9 protein-coding genes are annotated in these 17,764 nt (G+C 34.0%); 2 read left to right on the plus strand and 7 right to left on the minus strand.

The features are described 5' to 3' along the window. Positions 1 to 414 precede the first annotated feature (414 nt). On the minus strand, positions 415 to 6,948 hold the full coding sequence (locus JOD41_RS05415) for a S8 family serine peptidase (protein WP_205051912.1): 6,534 nt from the start codon (positions 6,946 to 6,948) through the stop codon (positions 415 to 417). Positions 6,949 to 7,521: 573 nt separating this feature from the next. Between JOD41_RS05415 and yfcC the strand changes: the two genes are divergently transcribed. Both yfcC and iadA read left to right on the plus strand, forming a co-directional pair. Continuing rightward, complete coding sequence (gene yfcC / locus JOD41_RS05420; RefSeq protein ID WP_205051913.1) at positions 7,522 to 9,234, plus strand: putative basic amino acid antiporter YfcC; 1,713 nt, start codon at positions 7,522 to 7,524, stop codon at positions 9,232 to 9,234. A 20-nt stretch (positions 9,235 to 9,254) separates the two neighbouring features. Next, on the plus strand, positions 9,255 to 10,439 hold the full coding sequence (iadA, locus tag JOD41_RS05425) for a beta-aspartyl-peptidase (protein ID WP_239541056.1): 1,185 nt from the start codon (positions 9,255 to 9,257) through the stop codon (positions 10,437 to 10,439). A gap of 197 nt (positions 10,440 to 10,636) precedes the next feature. Here the strand turns inward: iadA and JOD41_RS05430 are convergent, their stop codons facing one another. From JOD41_RS05430 to JOD41_RS05455, 6 genes are all read right to left on the minus strand, one after another. Beyond that, the gene (locus JOD41_RS05430) at positions 10,637 to 11,467 is read right to left on the minus strand and encodes a class C sortase (protein WP_205051914.1); all 831 of its coding nucleotides are present in this window, start codon (positions 11,465 to 11,467) and stop codon (positions 10,637 to 10,639) included. Further along, complete coding sequence (locus JOD41_RS05435; RefSeq protein ID WP_205051915.1) at positions 11,457 to 12,287, minus strand: class C sortase; 831 nt, start codon at positions 12,285 to 12,287, stop codon at positions 11,457 to 11,459. The genes JOD41_RS05430 and JOD41_RS05435 overlap by 11 nt, the downstream gene beginning before the upstream one ends. Then, positions 12,265 to 13,212: a class C sortase gene (locus JOD41_RS05440; protein ID WP_205051916.1), complete on the minus strand. Its 948-nt coding sequence runs from the start codon at positions 13,210 to 13,212 to the stop codon at positions 12,265 to 12,267. Before JOD41_RS05440 ends, JOD41_RS05435 begins: the two co-directional genes overlap by 23 nt. A gap of 38 nt (positions 13,213 to 13,250) precedes the next feature. After that, complete coding sequence (locus JOD41_RS05445) at positions 13,251 to 14,474, minus strand: MSCRAMM family protein (protein WP_205051917.1); 1,224 nt, start codon at positions 14,472 to 14,474, stop codon at positions 13,251 to 13,253. Positions 14,475 to 14,609: 135 nt separating this feature from the next. Next, positions 14,610 to 16,832, minus strand: a complete 2,223-nt coding sequence (locus JOD41_RS05450) for a pilin N-terminal domain-containing protein (protein WP_205051918.1) — start codon at positions 16,830 to 16,832, stop codon at positions 14,610 to 14,612. Positions 16,833 to 17,015: 183 nt separating this feature from the next. Beyond that, complete coding sequence (locus JOD41_RS05455) at positions 17,016 to 17,693, minus strand: hypothetical protein (protein ID WP_205051919.1); 678 nt, start codon at positions 17,691 to 17,693, stop codon at positions 17,016 to 17,018. Positions 17,694 to 17,764: the final 71 nt, after the last annotated feature.

Here is a 17,764-nt window from a genome sequence, read left to right on the forward strand (position 1 = left end):
AAAAATTATTATTAAAAATTATTTATTTAGAAAAAATATGCACTCTATAAAAATTAACTAACCAAAAACGAAAACATACTAAAAAAGCTATGAGAATAAACTCATAGCTTTTTTCTTGGCTTAGACTTGATCAAATTTCTGTAAGAAATTTTAATAAATCTGCCCGCAGATTTTTCATTCATAAACAAGAAAAATTTATAAGACCTTCAAGAGACTTTCCAAAAATTCTTATTCCAGAAAAACAAAAACTTCCCTTTTTATTTATAATCTACTACGTCATTGTAAATAATATCCTATTTCAAATATTATCTTTCCTAAATAATCATATCTTTTTTGCAAGTTTATTTTGTTCCTCTAAGAAATAAAATAAGAGGCTCGATTTTTCGAGCCTCATAGTTTTTTTATTTTGACCTTTTACTTAATCCCAAATACTACTTGAGCAATTTGTGCCCTTGTTAATTTTTCTTTTGGCATGAAGTTTCCATCATCCATTCCCTTGATTAGACCTAGTCTAACCATTTCTCTTACAGATCCCTTAGACCAATCCGAAATATTCTTTTCATCTTTGAAGCTAATATTAATATTTTCTTCTTTATTATTTATCTTATGAACCTTGTTAAATCTCGATAAAAAGGCACACATTTCTTCTCTTGAAAGTTCCTTGTCAGGCATAAATTTACCGTCGCCAAATCCACTTGCTATTTTATTCTTATAAGCCCAATCAATGTATGGTGCATAATACTTGTTTGCATCAATATCATTAAAGACCTTGTCCTTATACTTACTTGTATCTACATTTGCAATTCTGCCAAGTATAGTTACAAATTCAGATCTTGTTAGACTCTTATCTGGCATAAAGTTATTTAGGTCAGCTATATCTTTGAAATAATTTTTATCCACTGCATACATAATAGCCTTCTTTGCCCAGTGATTTTCAATAGAACTTGGATTTGAATTATAAGAGGAGAAGATACTTGTGTTTTTGCCATTAGATTCTGTCACAACTTTACTAGTATTCTCATGGCTTCTCCTCCTAAGAATACCCTTATCCCAGTTGTTTTCCCCTTCAATAGAATTATCAGCTGGTTTATTCTTATCTGAAGGTCTGTTTTCATTAGATGGTTTATTATCTTCTTGTGGTCTTTCCTTGTCCATATCTTTCCAAGAAGCTGTAATAGTTATATCTGAATCAACCTCAATTTTATCTCCTGGATTCTTCTTGCCTCTATTTCCAGAAACAATCCATCCATCAAAGACTTTTCCACTTGGTGAAGTGAATGTATTTTGTGGCAAGATTATTTCTTCCTTATCTCCAACATTAATACCTTCTATTCTTCCACTTCCGCCATTGGCTACAAACTCAACCCTGTGTGTAATTTGTCTAACTTCTTCAAAGTTTGGAGTGATTTCAATGTCCTTTTGACTTATAAAGATATGTCCTGGTTTTTGATTTACCCCTCTCACATTCCATCCTATGAATTTTTTACCCTTTTCTTCAGGTCCAGTAAATTCTGGAAGTACAAAATCTTCGCCTTCTTTTACTTGTGTTTCTATTCCATTAACCTTTACATTTATCTTCTTGTTTTCTACGTCAGTAATTGTATCTGAATCTAGGTCTATAGAATAAATTTTTACACTTGTATTCTTTGCATAGTCACTTGCACTTACTTTTACTTCAACTTTTCCATCTTTAGCATAAGCTTCAAGTGACTCATTAGGATTAAATTCCCTTCCATTTACATAAATTTTACTGCTTTCTATACGTCCTGCTTTGTCGCCATCTCTCTTATCAGAGATATTTAGATGATAAGTTTTGTCCTTATATTTTAATAAAAGGTCATTTTCACTAATTTTATCTTTAGACAATTTTATATCTGGCTTAGCTCTATCTAAATAAATCCTATATTGTGATAATATTCCTTTTTGTGGACCATTTAATTTATAGTCCTTAGCAGACCAATCCATTACATCATTGTCCCTTACATCAAATGTAACTTCAAAATCCTTTGAGTTGTCAGATTTCAAATCGCCATAAATTAAATATTGGTCTACCATTGATTCATTTATTCTAAGATGCCAGTTGAAGCCACCCTTATCTCCAATCCTTCCTCTTAGGGTATGTGGACTCTTCCTAACATAAAGTTCCCCTTTTTCTCCATCACTGTAAGGATTAAATGTATCTTGGTCCATGTCTAATTGAACTCCATCCCTATCGATGTAAAGACACTTGCCCATTTCTTCAACTAAGTTTTCTTCTTTAAATTCTCCACTGCCATCTAACTTGTAAATTTCATATCTAATTACATTAAATCCATCAAGACCCCTGATAAGTGCATCAACAGTCTCTACATCTTTATCATTATTTATGAAATCTTCTTTATAGTTAGCATCTAGGCCTGTCTTACCTGGATTTCTGGATATAATCCTAACTCCATAACCCTTGCTAATTCTAAGTTCATCTTTTACTTCATAGTAAGTTTTTCCATTTTCATCCTTTTTCTCTTTAAGTTCGCCACCTAGTTCAGCTTCTCCAAGTTCAATAATGCTTTTTTGTGAAGTTAAAAGTTTTGCCTTTTGCTTTTTCTCTACACTATCATTTATTTCCTTTGGCATTCTGAGGAAAATACTTTTACTTGTCTTTCCACTATCCACTACATAAAATTCAAGATCTCCCTTGTAGTCAATTCCCTTAGTATTATCCACATCATCCTTATTTGCCCATAGATTAAATTTGAAAGAGTGAGTTTTTTCATCATAAGAACCCGGCACTTTTTTAACTTCTTCTTTTTTAGTTGTCTTTGACATTCTTGTAGATTTAAAATAAATTTTTGCATCAGGAGATACATTTTTAATTTCTCCCTTTATGTCAAATCCACCATTTGAGTCTGGGATGACTTTTCCAACATATCCCATAGCTTTTAAAACACTTACATCTTTATCTTTAAATTCCATCGGAGTTCCATCAGAATAATTTGAAGGAATACCATATTCGTCTATAGAATTAATATCTCCATAGTCATAATCTATGCTTTCTTCTCCTGTAAATTCATTAGTTTTCTTTGTTTCTTTTGGCTCTATAATTCTTTTTGTATCAGCTTCTGTAAGTTCTTGTATATAAGAGCTATTCTTTTCAATACTTATTTCAGGGTTCCCATAATTTTTCTTTGGATCATCCTTTGGACTATTATCTTTTTTGTCATCTTCTTTTACTTCTACATTTTTAAGTTTAGACGCATCAATTTCTCCAAGCTTAGTATTTTCATTTCCTTCCAAGTAATAAGCAAGTTTTCCATCCTTGACTTTATCGTCGAACTTAACCCTATAAAGATTAGTGAAGTTAGACGCTCCATCAAGTGCAGCCACCTCTAAAGTTTTACCAAGAAGATTTTTATTTGCTCCAAGAATCTTGTAAACAGAATTTCCTTCCTCGTCTATTTGAAAACTTCCATACTTGTCAACTTTTCCAGTATTTACTACCTTTAAATTCTCCTCGATTTCACCATCTTCAGTGACAAAAGCCGCACCAGCAAACCAAACCTTGTTATTAGTTACTGCAAAATCATTTGAATTCTTTTCTTGATCCCTTTGGAATAAAGTCTTATTGGGATCCTTTTGAACATTGTAAGTATCCTTAACCTTTAAGATGATCTCATCAGGATTATCTGCATTTAAGCTAATAATTTGAGGTGGAGTCCTATCAATTTTTACAGGAATATAAGAAACTTGATAAGGATATTTTGGTGAAAGCCTATATTGGAACTTGTAATAGTACTGACCTTCTGCAATAGGATCAAATTTTCCTTCCACATAATTTGGATCATTCTTATCTTCTGCGTGAGGATTATAAATCAATCCGTCCCATCTCAAATCTCCATAAACTTTTAATTTTGAAGACTTAATACCCTTAGCATCACTTCTCTTAGAATTTAAAATTCCCTTTATAAAATGATCCACTGTAATTACCTTAAGATCTTTTTGATTCTTTTCATCCATAGTATTTACAATGGAAATTTTGCAATCAGAAGCTGATCTTAATATCAAAGGACTAGGAGTAAGTCCCCTGTCAATTTCATTTTTAGAAATAATTTTACTATCACCTGTGGAACTCATTGTAAAATCTTGAGAATTGTTAAAAGCAAATAATTCAGGATCTTGGTCTAGAGTCTTATTTTCATTTTCTCTATTTTGAATTACACCAGCTGGCTTAAATAAATCTATACCATGCTCTCCTCCACGGCCCTTATTTAATGTACCTGGAATTTTAGGATTTCCTTCATCATCATAACCTACAATCCCCTTTGATCTTGAACCTTCTTCCCAAGCCCATTTATCAACAATTGGTTCTTTGTTCCAATCTCCTGCAAAGCCCATTACTGGCATTGAAAGTGAAGGTTGTGGATCTTTTACATTCTCCTTCTCTTCCTTAGATTCAAAATTAATAAAGGCCTCAACAAACTTATCCTTTTCCTTTGCCTCTCCAACATTAAGAGTAGCACCTAAGTTAAAAGAACCCCTTGCAGGAATTGTAATTTCATCTTGTGCAAAACTTATACTTGCTCCCTTAACTTCTGTAGGGTGGATCTCTGCAATATTTTGAATACCATCCTTACTTTTTTCATCCTTATATTGCTCATCTAATTTTTTCTTATTAACTTCTCCATCAGTAGTTACCTTTGATGAAGAAACTTTAACAGTAATATCCCTGTCAGAAGGATTGTCTATATTTATAGTAAAATCTTTTTTGTCTGACTTTATTTCTTTAAGAGAAACAGCTCCATAGGAGTTCATTTCTCCAAGTGAATCTTCCACCTTATATGACACAATTAAATTACTCTTCAATGCCCTCTCAACATTAATAAGACCTGATCCCTGTTGTCTTGGGGATGCAAATAGATAATTGCCCTTGCCGTCATCGGTTGTTGGATCAATCATTGGTCTAGAAGTATTCTGAAGCATTATTTTAGTAAGAGAAGTTATATCAATTCCCCTGGCCTTAATAACCGGTTCCTTGACAAGCTCCTTCACCCTTGGCCTAATCAAGACAGTAGAAGCAGAAACAACAGGAGTCGCCATAGATGTTCCCGACATATATTGATAAGTATCAACACCATTTATCTTATTCAAAGTTGAATAAATATTCTTACCTGGAGCAGATACATCTGGCTTTAACATCAAATCTATTCTAGGACCCCAAGAAGTAGAACCAGCTGGCACATTAGTATCTTCCCATGCAATCTTATGATCCAAGAATTTTATACTAAGCTCTTTTTCCTCTCCAACCTTAGGTTTTTTAGAATTATACTTCTCCATATCAATTCTATAGTCAGAGTTCTTTGTCTTGAAATCTTCTTTTTCATCAGGAGTCCTGCCGCAAATCATATCCCAGATTAACTTTCCATCCATACCTGATACAGAAAAAACAGGAACTCTTGTATTTTCATCTTCTTCATATCCCATTGCAGGAATATTTTCCCAATCATCTCTGTTGTAATAGGATACTGTATTAACTACAACTACGCCCCTTGCTCCCTTATCAAATACCTTTTTAAAAGAGTATTTTAAGTCCTTGGTATAGATCCTATCCATTACAACAATCTTATCTTTTAGATCCTTACCAGCAATATCTTCATCTTGGCATTGTCCCAAATATATGAACTTGTACTTATCTTGTTTGAAAGTTCCCTTATCGAAGAAAGCACCAATTTGTGAATACCTAAAATCCTTGCCTCCAATATTTACGCCTTCATATTCAATTTTTGTATTTCTAGAAGAAGCAACGGCTATTGCATCTTCATGAGCAGCAGTTCTTGTTACATTGCCAGTATCAGTCATCTTTAAAGCATTATTCGCATACCTGTCCCACGACGAACTAGAAGATGAAGTTGCATAATTACCTGTCGCTACACAAATAGGAATTCCAGCCTTTCTCAAAGACCTAATAGCTTGCCAGTACTTTTCTCCAGCCAAGCCAGTTCCTGTGAATCCAGAAGAAACAGAAATAACATCAACATCATGTTTTATACAGTCTTCAAAGGCGTGAAACATAGTTTCATCACCAGCAAATCCATCGCTTGCATCTGAATACATTTTGTAAGAAAAAAGTTGAGCATTAGGAGCAATACCCCTTATTCCCTTATGGGCTTTAATATCTTCATCAGTGTCATTAGCAGCCAAAATCCCAGCAATGTGCATGCCATGTGGGTCATGATAATCTGAACCATCATCATACTTCTCTGTTGTTATCTTTCCACCATTTAAGTAATTAAAAGAATGTGGTACCTTATCAGAAAGCCAAAACTCCTTATCAGAACCCTTTAGATCTTTCTTTTTTAACTTTAGAGAATTTTTAGCGTCATCATCAATACGCATAGCCTTATGACTTGCATCCATACCCGTATCAATGTTGGCAATAATCATCCCTCTACCATCATAGTTCTTGCCAAGATTTGCATTAATTGCATTTAAACTTTTTAAATAATCACTTGCCCTGTCGACACCAACAAGTTTTCTTGCATTTTCCATAAGAGGAACTAACTTTCCAGCCCTTTCGACATCTTTTACACCCTTGATGCTTTTTAACTTGTCAAGCACTTCAGGATATGCCTCAACAGAAACAGCTTGGAACAAAATATTGTACTCATAAAGAACTTTTACATCCTTAATTTCTTTTAAACTCTGTATAACTTGATCCTTATTTGCTTTATCATCAAACTCTACAAAGTAAACTACCTTTTCCCTCTTAACCTTTACGCAAGCTTCATCTTTTTCAAAATCTTCAAGAATTTTACTTTTCTTGAAATTCATTTCCTTTTGACTTCTTACAATTCTCTCAGTCTCGCTTAAAGACTTATTAATGTTATTGCCTTCAGCAAAAACTCCATTAAAAGAACTCATTACAAAAATTAAAGATAAACCTAGCGAAGAGTATCTTTTTAAATTTTTATTCATATTACCTCCAAATATTTTAACAATAATGTTTATCATTAACGATAACTTTTTATAGTTTAACATATTATTTTTTGAATTTATATACCAAAATACGATAATTTATCAATTGATATCATAATCAAAAAAATTAAAAATATTACTGACTTTTCCCTTATGTAAATGGCTTGAATAGGATAATCTAAATCCTTTTTTAAAATTATTAATCTTTTTAGAATTTTATCGTAATTTATATAAAACTAGAGCCTATTCAAAACAAAATAAAAACAATAAATAAATCTTTAAAAAGATAAAAATTAACTAACCAAATCGAAAACATACTAAGAAAGGCTATGAAAACTCATAGCCTTTTTTCTTGGCTAAGACTTTATCAACAATCTAAAATTAAAAATTATCAACTTCTTAATAATTATAAAGACTTAAAAAAATTTATTTTTATATCCTTACTACTACACAGTGAAAACCTTTTGATATATACTACTAACAAGGATATAAACTTTTGTGGCTAGCTTAAAAAAGCAAAAATTATATCTTTAACTTATCGTTATAAAATTTTAAACTCGAAAGGAGAAAATTATGAGAAAAAAAGATTTAACAAAATTTAAAACACCGCATACCTATGCAATTATTTTTGTTGTAGTTCTTATTTGTTGGTTTCTTACATTTCTAATTCCAGCTGGTAAATTTTCAACTCACGATGTTGAGTATAAAAATGCCACAGGAGAAATCGACACAAGAACAGTTTTACAAACCGATACCTTTAGATATATGCACCCTCTTAACAAGGATTTCTTATCCCAAAACTTAGGAAAATTATACCAAGATAAAAAAGCCTTAGAGGAAAAGGAAATTGACCAGGAGGCCTTTGCTGAACTTCTAAAAACTCCAGCTGATTCCTGGGACCAAGGTGCACTTGATGAGGTTGGTTTGACAGATGATACTTTATATGGACTTTATGGGGATAATTTTTATGATAAGACTGTCAACTTAAATAAGACAGCAAAAATTTGGGGAACAGATGACTTTAATGGCTTTGGTTTTCTAAACTATTTATTTGAAGGTCTTGTGTCTGGCGATAAATACGGTTCTGCCGTTGGTATTGTTGCCCTACTTTTAGTTGTAGGTGGAGCCTTTGGTATTATCATGGCAACTGGTGCCATTGACGCTGGTATTTATGCTGTAATTAATAAAACAAAGGGCCTTGAAAAATTTGCAATTCCAATTATATTTTACCTATTTTCATTAGGTGGAGCTACTTTTGGCATGAGTGAAGAGGTTATACCTTTTTCCATGGTCATGGTTCCCTTTGTCATTGCCCTTGGCTACGACTCCATTGTCGCCGTCACTGTAACTTTTGTTGCATCACAACTTGGCAATGCCGTTTCTTGGATGAGTCCCTTCTCTGTTGCCATTGCTCAAGGTATAGCTGGCATACCAGTTTTATCTGGCGCGGGCTTTAGACTTGCTTGTTGGGTTGTTGTTACAGGTCTTGGTGCAGCTTACACTATGGTTTACGCAGAAAGAATAAGAAAAACTCCAACTCTTTCTGTTGTCTATGAAACTGACAACAAATTTAGAGCAAAACTTGCAGAAGATAATTCAGCCCAAGAATTTAAGCTTGGTCACAAGCTTATCCTTCTTGAAATGCTAGCAGTATTAATTTGGATAGTTTGGGGAGTTATGGAAAAAAGTTACTACATCCCAGAAATAGCCTCCCAATTTTTTGTAATGGGTCTAGCTGCAGGTCTTACTGCTGTAATTTTTAAATTAAATAATATGACAATTAACCATATGGCTTCATGTTTCCAATCTGGTGCAGCAGATCTTGCTGGAACTGCAGTTGTTGTAGGTATGGCTAAGGGTATTTTAATTGTACTTGGTGGCAGCGATGCAAATTCTTTCTCTGCTTTAAATACAATTCTATACTCCATGGGCAATGCCTTCGCTGGAGTGCCAAAAGCCATAGCAGCAATTGGCATGTATTTATTCCAATCACTCTTTAACTTAGTTGTAACATCAAATTCAGGTCAAGCAGCTCTTACTATGCCAATTATGGCACCTCTTGCAGACCTCGTTGGACTTTCAAGACAAATTGCAGTTCTCGCTTACCAAATGGGCGCAGGCTTTATGGATGCCTTCACACCAGTTTCAGCAAGTTTAATTGGTGTCCTTGGTGTAGCTGGCATTGATTGGTCTAAGTGGGCAAAATTCCAAATTAAAATGCAAGCCTTCTTCTTCCTACTTGGCTCAATAATCTTAATTATTGCAGTCCTTATTAATTTCCAATAGGAAGTGAAAAAATGGATACAATGATTAAAGTTATTAGGCAGGCAAAAGTTTATAGTCCAGATTTTTTAGGGACAAAGGACCTATTAATTCTTGGCGATAAAATTGCAGCCATAGAAGATGAAATTAAAATAGACATATCTTCTCTAGAAGTTGAAGAAATTGACGGGAGAGGAAAAATTTTAACACCAGGTTTTATAGACTGCCATGTTCACATACTTGGTGGCGGTGGAGAAGGCGGCTTTAAAACAAGGACGCCGGAAATCACTTTATCCACCCTAACAAAAGCTGGCGTAACAACAGTTGTTGGTACCCTTGGCACAGATGGAATGGCAAGAGATATATCTGCCCTCCTTGCCAAGGCTAGAGGTCTAGAAGAAGAAGGAATTACATCCTATATTTACACAGGAGCCTATCAAATACCAACGCCTACCCTAACTGGCGATGTCATGAAGGATATAATGTCAATTGATAAAATAATTGGCGCAGGAGAAATTGCCCTATCTGATCACAGATCATCTCAGCCAAGTTTTGAAGAATTTATTAGACTTGCAGCAAATGTTAGAGTTGCAGGCATGCTTTCTGGCAAGGCTGGCATAATTAACATCCACATGGGCGATGGAAAATCCAACTTAGACTATTTAAATCGTGCAGTAGATGAAACGGAAATTCCTATTTCACAATTTTTGCCAACTCACTGTGGCAGAAATCCTGAACTTTTTGAAGAAAGTATAAAATATTTAAAGCGTGGTGGCTACTGTGACTTCACTGGTGCCGATGACCCTGACCTTTGGGAAAAAGAATATGGCGAAGTGAGAATTTCCAAAGCCCTAAGGCGCATAATTGACGAAAAAATATGTCTCGATAACTTCACTTTCACATCAGACGGACAAGGAAGTTTCCCAATGTTTAACGAAAAAAATGAATACATTGGACTAGGCATTGGCAAATCATCTTGCCTACTTGAAGCCATAAAGGAATGTGTCTTTAAAGAAGATATCCCCCTTGAAATCGCCCTAAGAGGTCTTACTACAAACCCGGCAAAAATATTGTCCCTAAAAAATAAGGGGTCTATAAAAGTCGGCTACGATGCAGATATAAATTTGCTAGATGAAAAAACACTTGATATAGATACAGTCCTAGCTTTGGGAAAAGTTATGATAAGGAATAAAAAAGTAGAAGTCCTTGGAACTTTTGAAAATATTTAAAAATTTTAAATTCTCATGACTTTTTTAAAAATCAAAAAATTTTCTAATAACTTTTAAAAATATTAAAAAATACCACACAAAAAAGGATGCAGGAAAAAACCCCGCATCCTTTTCTTCTTATTAACTTCTTTAACAAGAAAAACCCTAGAACAAAAAGTTCTAAGGTTTAATAATTTTTATCTCACATAATAAAATAATCAGTGTCTCTTATTTCTTCTCTTACAATTTCTTACATAGCCAATCATCTTAAAGAAGCTGATAATAAAAGCAAGCCAACCTATAAGACTTATAGCATAGATTCCATATTTTAAATATGAAACTTGTCTTTCTTCACTTACTTTTTCCACAGGCTCAGGCTTTTTTTCCACAACTCTTTCTGCATTAATGAGAAGTCTCTTTGGTCTCGGTGGTCTCTTTGGATGACATGTAAAAAGTGTCACCATGTCCTTACCCTCTATAGGCAGAACTTTTTCCCAATCACTGGGGTCTATTATCTCCTCGCCAGTAACCTTGTACTTCAAAAGACCAGAGCGACCATCAATAAATATATCGTCGCCAGCTTCAAGCTTTTCTACATTATAAAACATAAGGTCTCCCCACCAACCTCTGTGGCCAGCAATAACAGATCTTGTAGACTTGCCACCAAGTGGAAGACTTGTCCCTTCAATTTGTGCCACGCCAAGGTCCAAATGCTTATAACTTGCATCAAGATAAATCGGTTTTTTCATGTCAAGTTTTGGAATAATTAAATAGGCAAAGACTTCATTTTTATCTATGCCCTTGATGTCATAATAGCCATCATATTCTTCATTGGAAAAGGGGTCAATAATATTTGCATCGCCCTTAACAATGTCTTCATTGTATTTTTTAAGATCCTCAGTTACTTTTTCGCCCTTTGTCTTAAAAGATGCATACTTTTTGTCTGCCATAATTTCCCTATAAGACATGGAAGTAAAAGCCATAAGGGGCATAAAAATCCCCAAGAGAATAAATAAATATCCAATTAAAACTCTAGACTTAAGCTTCATAGCGTCTCCTCCTATGTCTGATGTATAAATAAATAATAAGCATAACAATAGCAAGAATAAGACCTGGCACAATTAAAGATTTGTAATTAAACTTAGCTCTTTCAATTTGCTCTTTAACCTCTGGCACATAAGGCACCCTGTGACCACGCACAAGAAGTCTTTGAGAATTTATCATGTAAGGCGTACAAGTAAGTAGGGTCATGAGGTCTTTACCTTCCACAACGAGGACTGGCTCAAAATCCCAAGGTTCAACAACGAGAATTTGGTCCACCTTATAGGCAAGAGTCTCCTTAACATTTGTGAAGAAAAATAAATCTCCCACTTCCATTTTGTCTAGGTCCCTAAAGAGTTTAACTTGTGGTAGACCCCTGTGAGCTGTTATAACTGCGTGAGTGTCCTTGCCACCAATAGGAAGAGATGTCCCTTCCAAGTGACCACAAGCGTGTTGCAAAACATCTTCAGAAGTACCAGCGTAAACTGGAATTTGTTGACCAATTTTTGGAATATCAACATAGCCAATTTTTTCTCTTACTTCAAGCATACGAGCGTAGTTTTCCACGCCCTTCTTTTCCCTTTCAGTGTAGGGGTCTGCAAGTCTTGAAGGGTCAAGAGTATCATTGTAGGCCTTGGCAAGTTCAATTCTCTCCAAAACTTCCTTACTTGGCATTTCAGCAACTGCCTCATTAAATTCCGCAATCTGATTGTTGTTGTCAATAGTATAATAATAATTTGAAATAATTGGATAAGTGGCAATCAAAAGTCCTAGAATAAAAATAAGTATAATTTTCCAATTTTTTTTAATCTTTTCCACTATTTCCATCATCCCTATCTAAATTATTATTACTGTCCTTATTGGAAGGCATATTCATTTTAGTCATCTCAATATTTTTAGCTCTTTCAAGTTCTCTCTTCTTAGCTAGTTTTTTCTTTCTCTTGGAAAATAAATATCTTCCTATGATAATTATAGCAAAAATTAAGAGAATGATAAGCCTTTTATCAATGCCAAGATTTTTACCCTTGTCTTCCTTAACCTTTTCATCAACTTCAGGCACATATGGCACCCTGTGACCTCTTACAATGAGCCTGTGAGTGTTAATCATAATAGGAGTGCAAGTAAGTAGAGTTGCATAGTCCTTTTCTGGCACCACAAGTAGCTGAGAAAAATCACTTGGGTCAATGACATCAATGTGGTCAACCTCATAAGCCAGTGTACCAGCAATATTGTCGATGTAAAATTTCTCGCCCATTTTTACCTTTTGTAGGTCCGTAAAAAGCCTTGCAGAAGGAAGACCTGAGTGAGCCGTTATAACAGTGTGAGTGGACTCACCACCAATAGGTAGACTTGTACCCTCCAAGTGGCCGGCACCCTTTTGTAAAATTTCTTCATTAGTACCAGCATAAATAGGAAGCTCAACATCAATAGAAGGAATGGATATAACGCCAATTTTAGTCCTTAGCTCTAGCATTTGAGCATAATTTTCTATTGCCTTATGCTTTTCCTCTTCACTGTAAGGATCCTTGGGAGTAACATTACCAAGATTGTCATTATAAATCTTGGCAAGGCGAATTCTCCTCTGTATTTCTTCGTCACTTAAAAGATCTCTTGCTTCCTTGTAGTCGGCAACTTGGTTATTGGACTCAATCCTATAATACCAATTGGAAATCATAGGATAGGTCATAATAGCAAGACCTAAAATAAAAATAAAAATAAATAATTTATTAGATTTTTTCTTTTTTTTGCTCATATTTCTCCATAAAAAAGAGGCTCCCAAGGAGCCCCATTCTATTTCTTGTCCTTGATTAAATACTTACCTAAAAAAACCATTACAGCACCGGCAAGGACTAACACAATTAGTGTGATGTCACCAGTTTTTGGAAGTGGAGGTGGTAGAGGTGACTCATCACCACCTTCAATTTTGTTTTCAATAATTAGGACATTTTCAAAAGAATTATCATTAATTTCAAATTCTAAACTGCCATTTAAAAGACTGTAACCCTTAGGAGCCTTAGTCTCCCAAATATAATAAGTGCCATAAGGTAGATCGTAAACAGAAAACTTACCATCATCGCCAGAATTTAGGACTAGATCCTTTCCATCACGCTTAACCCTTTCATCTTTGCCATCCTTAATTTGAGTGATGACAAATTCAGCACCAGCAAGACCCTTTTTCCTAGACCCATCAGTCTTAAAGAAATTATAAGAACCTGTCTTTTTCTTGTTGATCACATTAACATTGACACCTTGACCTTGAAAAACAACAAAATCACTTTCACTATTTAAAATCTTGTAGCCCACTGGCGCTTCAACTTCCTTAAAAGTATAAGTGCCAGGCTTCACATCTTTAATAGTAATCCTACCATTTTCATCAGTAACAAAAACTTCAGCGCTGCCCTTGTCATCAAAGGCACCATTTTTTGTCAAAACAGGATCACCATTTGCATAGTGAAGAGTAAACTTAGCACCAGGAAGATATTTGCCCTCATCATCAGTTTTAATAAGCACAATAGTTTCTGGTGGTGGAGGAGTTTCATGTGGTGGTGGAGGTGGAGGTGGAGGTGTGGTTTTAACAGTTAGCCCCCATTTTAACTTAGTAATATTAGTCTCTACTGTACTAAAAACAGCAGACTCAATAAACCTTTCCTTTTTATCTCCAAGCTCCCTAATATAATAAGTGCCTTCAGGTAGATTTAGAGTAATCTTATAATCATCAGCCTCTTTAGGACTAACAATCCATTTGTCGGCTTTATTTTCAAGCTGCTTATCAAGTTCAGCCTCACTTAACTTGTCAAGGATAGATACAAGTCTTGTCTTATCCATAGAAGTGTCGATAAACTTATCATTTAACTTCCATATACCGAGAGACCTGCCCTCTAAATCATTTTTACTTAAACTTTCCTTTGTCTTTATGTCGATGGTAACAGATGATGCTCCTAAGACAGTAAGAGGTAGGAAGACCATAGTTACCATCGCAAATAAAATTATTAAACTGTATATTTTCTTCTTCATCTCTACCTCACTATCATAATATGTAGGGGAAAGGGAAGATCCCCTTCCCAATTTAATAATTATAAGCTATTAGCCTAAAAATTACTTAAAACTATTTTAAACTTAAATTCTAAGAATTAAAAGACTTAAATCCTATTAAGCTTCTTCTCTATTCTTCTTCATTGCCATAACAGCGCCAGCCATTAGACCAATACCAACAACAGTGAATAGAACAGTACCAATACCACCAGTTTGTGGGATAGTAACTTTCTTGTTGACTAACCTTTGAGCTTTAGTTGTATCAGTTGTTGTTGAATCAATCATTACATTTTCACCTTTTAGGCTTAAGTTGCTGTAAGAATTCGCATCAACAGTGAATGGGAATTTTTGCCCATCAGCAGGAATTGCATATCCTTTTGGTGCTTCAATTTCGTGCAAGTTATAATCTGCAAAATCAAGACCAGTTATTTCCATGTAACCTTGGCTGTTTGGAGTTAAAACTACTAGATTTTCAGCTAAATTATCTTTTGTTCCAAATCCATCTTTCCAAGTATATTGAATAGATGCTTTTTTCTTTAGTCCTGCGATTTCAGTTACTTTTGCATCAATTGCTGTTTTCTTGTCTGTTCCAGTTTTACCCTTTTGTTCTTCAGCACTCAAAGCATTATATTGATCTACAAGAGTTTTTAATTCTCCTTCTGCTTTCTTTAAAGCTTTTTGTTCATCTGTTAATTGTTCAGCTGTTTTGTAGTATAAATATTTATTCTCTTTATTCATAATTAAGAATTTACCACCAACTAGACGAAGTGGCTTTGCATTATTGTCATCAGTTTTTACAAATCTGATACCACCTGATGTTACTGTTACTTCTGGAGGTGTAATTGGGTTTGGATTAGGGTTCTCCTTATTCTTGATTATAAGTTTGCCACTCTTATCGTGTGAATAATTTGCTACCCAACCATTAACTTCAGTTTCCACTACTCTATACTTTTCTTTTTCATCAAGTCCATCAAATTTACCACTTTTAGTTTTTGAATTTAAAGTTAATGCCTTTCCTGATTCTTCTTTCCAAGTATTTGTTGCTTGATCCCATTTTTCTAGTTTAAGAGTGATGGTCATATCTTTTGGCCAATCTTTTGCAGTAGTTCCATCGCCACCAACAAATGATTTATCAACATTTATTTCTTTTACGTTCTTTTCTGGTATTGGGTTTTTGTCTCCTGGTTGTGGAGTGTAACCTGGTTTATTTCCATAGAAGAAAGAAACAGTATTTGTTTCTGGGTCAACTGGACCAGTTAGTCCATTAAGAGTTGCTGAATATTTTAATGTAAATTCAACTTTTTGTGCAGCTTCATTAGCTTCTTTGTTGTATACTGTTGTACCGTCGATAAGTTTTACACCATCGCCCTTGTTAAGTGTTTTTTCTAATACTTTCTTGATACCAGCGTCTGTTAGTTTTAATACAAAACCATTGTCAGAATTTTCTATTGTATAATCAGCTGCTTCTAATCCTAGATTAGTTTTTTGATCTCCATAAGTTGCACTTACAGCTAAATCTTTATTGTAAGTTAATCCTTCGCTCATTCTATCTGACCAAGCTAGCATAACTTCTTTAGATCCTGCTGGGATTGGAGTAGTTACAACGTAAGGTACTTTCGCACCCTTGTCTAGTGTTAAGACTTTTTTACCTTTAGGATCTGTCGAATCTGTTATTGTTACATTGTGTGATTCTGATTTTTTATTTGCAGTGTTTGTAGCTTCATCTAATTTCTTATCAGTTGTTTTGTCTGTTAACTTGTTCTTTGGATAAATGTGTACATCATCCATTTTATTACTAGTTGCTTTATCATATATTGGTAATGTAATAGTAAATGGTACAGCAAGAGCGCCAGTGTGGTTTGCTGGAACTTCAGATTCTACGAAGTAGTATGTTCCTTCTGCCATGTCATTAATTGTTACTGAACCTTTAGTATCATCTTTTGTATCTTTTGTAGCTTCTGTTTCTACCCCTTGAACACCAGCAAATAGTTCCTTGTTAGCATCTATTATAGCCTTTACTTGATCAGGTGTTTGAGGGTTTGTTTCTTTAATCTTAGCAAGTTGTGCTGTGTTTACTTTGTAGTAAGTAAATTTAACTCCTGGTAGGAATTCTACATTCTTATCTTTAAAATAATTTTGACCATTAAGTGTTTCAAGAGTCAACTTTTTACCATCGTGATCTTTTGCACTTATACCATCAAAGTCATCCATTTTTAATTTGTGGATAGTTAATTTAGTGGTATTAGTAGTAGTACTATCTGCCATCGCTGTTAGTGGAGAGAATACTCCCACTAGCATCACTAATGCCATGATTAGTGATAGAATTTTTTTCTTGTTCATAATATAACTCCTTCTTTTATAAATTTTTATAAGAATTTGCCTCTGCAAATTATTAACATGAACATTTGTCTTTCGACTTTTGCCATAATTGGCTTTTTAATTTTTCTAAGTATCTCTAAAAATATTTTATCAAAAATAAATTAGAATTACCTAAACTCTCATAAATCTTTCGATTTATTTTCCTTAATTCTTTTTAATACTTTTGTTTTTATTATTTCCCTTTCTGCGATTTGCATTTGGCTTATCAGAACTTGTTTCATTTAATCCTTTGCAATCTTTAGATTCGTCAGCATCGGGAATTTTATTCTCCTCAACCATTTCATCTTTAATTGCTTCAAGAATATAAATTCCATTTTCAATAATCTTTAATTTATTGAGATCAGATTTTTTTCTTGTCCTTTTAAAAGATAAATATACAAATAAAGAAACTAATACAAATAAAATCCCTGCTCCTAATGTATAAGCTTCACTAATAACAATTGTGATAGTCGCAACATATATTGTTATCCCAGAAACAATAAATTTTTCAGTATCTAAATCTACTTTAATCTTATTTACATAGTTTTTTAATACTATTAAATCATTTACAAGTTTACCTTTCTCAATTTTATCTTTATCAAGGTAGTTTTCTTGAATATAGTTCGCTATGTTTTTAGAACTCAAATCCTTGGAATTGCTTAAATCTTCTTTTTTACTTTCTGCAATTTCTTGTTCAAATTTTGTTTCCTTATTGTTATCTTCCTTCTCAGAATCAGAATTTTTTACTGGAAACTCAAAGCTAAACTCTTTTTTGATTTTTGCTTCATCTTCAAGTTCTTTTTCAAACTTGAGATAATCTTTAAGTGTATTCTTGTATGCCATAAAATCACCATTTTATTATTTAGATATTAGGAAAGTATGAATCCGAGAGGGCGGCGGGGACTGACCCTTTC

This window comes from Peptoniphilus gorbachii (assembly GCF_016908115.1).
Taxonomy (GTDB): domain Bacteria; phylum Bacillota; class Clostridia; order Tissierellales; family Peptoniphilaceae; genus Peptoniphilus_A; species Peptoniphilus_A gorbachii.

What these genes read in the sequence shown, in the direction of transcription:
- JOD41_RS05415 (WP_205051912.1), bottom strand. Translation starts at nt 6,948, where the DNA reads ATGAATAAAAATTTAAAAAGATACTCTTCGCTAGGTTTATCTTTAATT.
- yfcC (WP_205051913.1), top strand. Translation starts at nt 7,522, where the DNA reads ATGAGAAAAAAAGATTTAACAAAATTTAAAACACCGCATACCTATGCA.
- iadA (WP_239541056.1), top strand. Translation starts at nt 9,255, where the DNA reads ATGATTAAAGTTATTAGGCAGGCAAAAGTTTATAGTCCAGATTTTTTA.
- JOD41_RS05430 (WP_205051914.1), bottom strand. Translation starts at nt 11,467, where the DNA reads ATGAAGCTTAAGTCTAGAGTTTTAATTGGATATTTATTTATTCTCTTG.
- JOD41_RS05435 (WP_205051915.1), bottom strand. Translation starts at nt 12,287, where the DNA reads ATGGAAATAGTGGAAAAGATTAAAAAAAATTGGAAAATTATACTTATT.
- JOD41_RS05440 (WP_205051916.1), bottom strand. Translation starts at nt 13,212, where the DNA reads ATGAGCAAAAAAAAGAAAAAATCTAATAAATTATTTATTTTTATTTTT.
- JOD41_RS05445 (WP_205051917.1), bottom strand. Translation starts at nt 14,474, where the DNA reads ATGAAGAAGAAAATATACAGTTTAATAATTTTATTTGCGATGGTAACT.
- JOD41_RS05450 (WP_205051918.1), bottom strand. Translation starts at nt 16,832, where the DNA reads ATGAACAAGAAAAAAATTCTATCACTAATCATGGCATTAGTGATGCTA.
- JOD41_RS05455 (WP_205051919.1), bottom strand. Translation starts at nt 17,693, where the DNA reads ATGGCATACAAGAATACACTTAAAGATTATCTCAAGTTTGAAAAAGAA.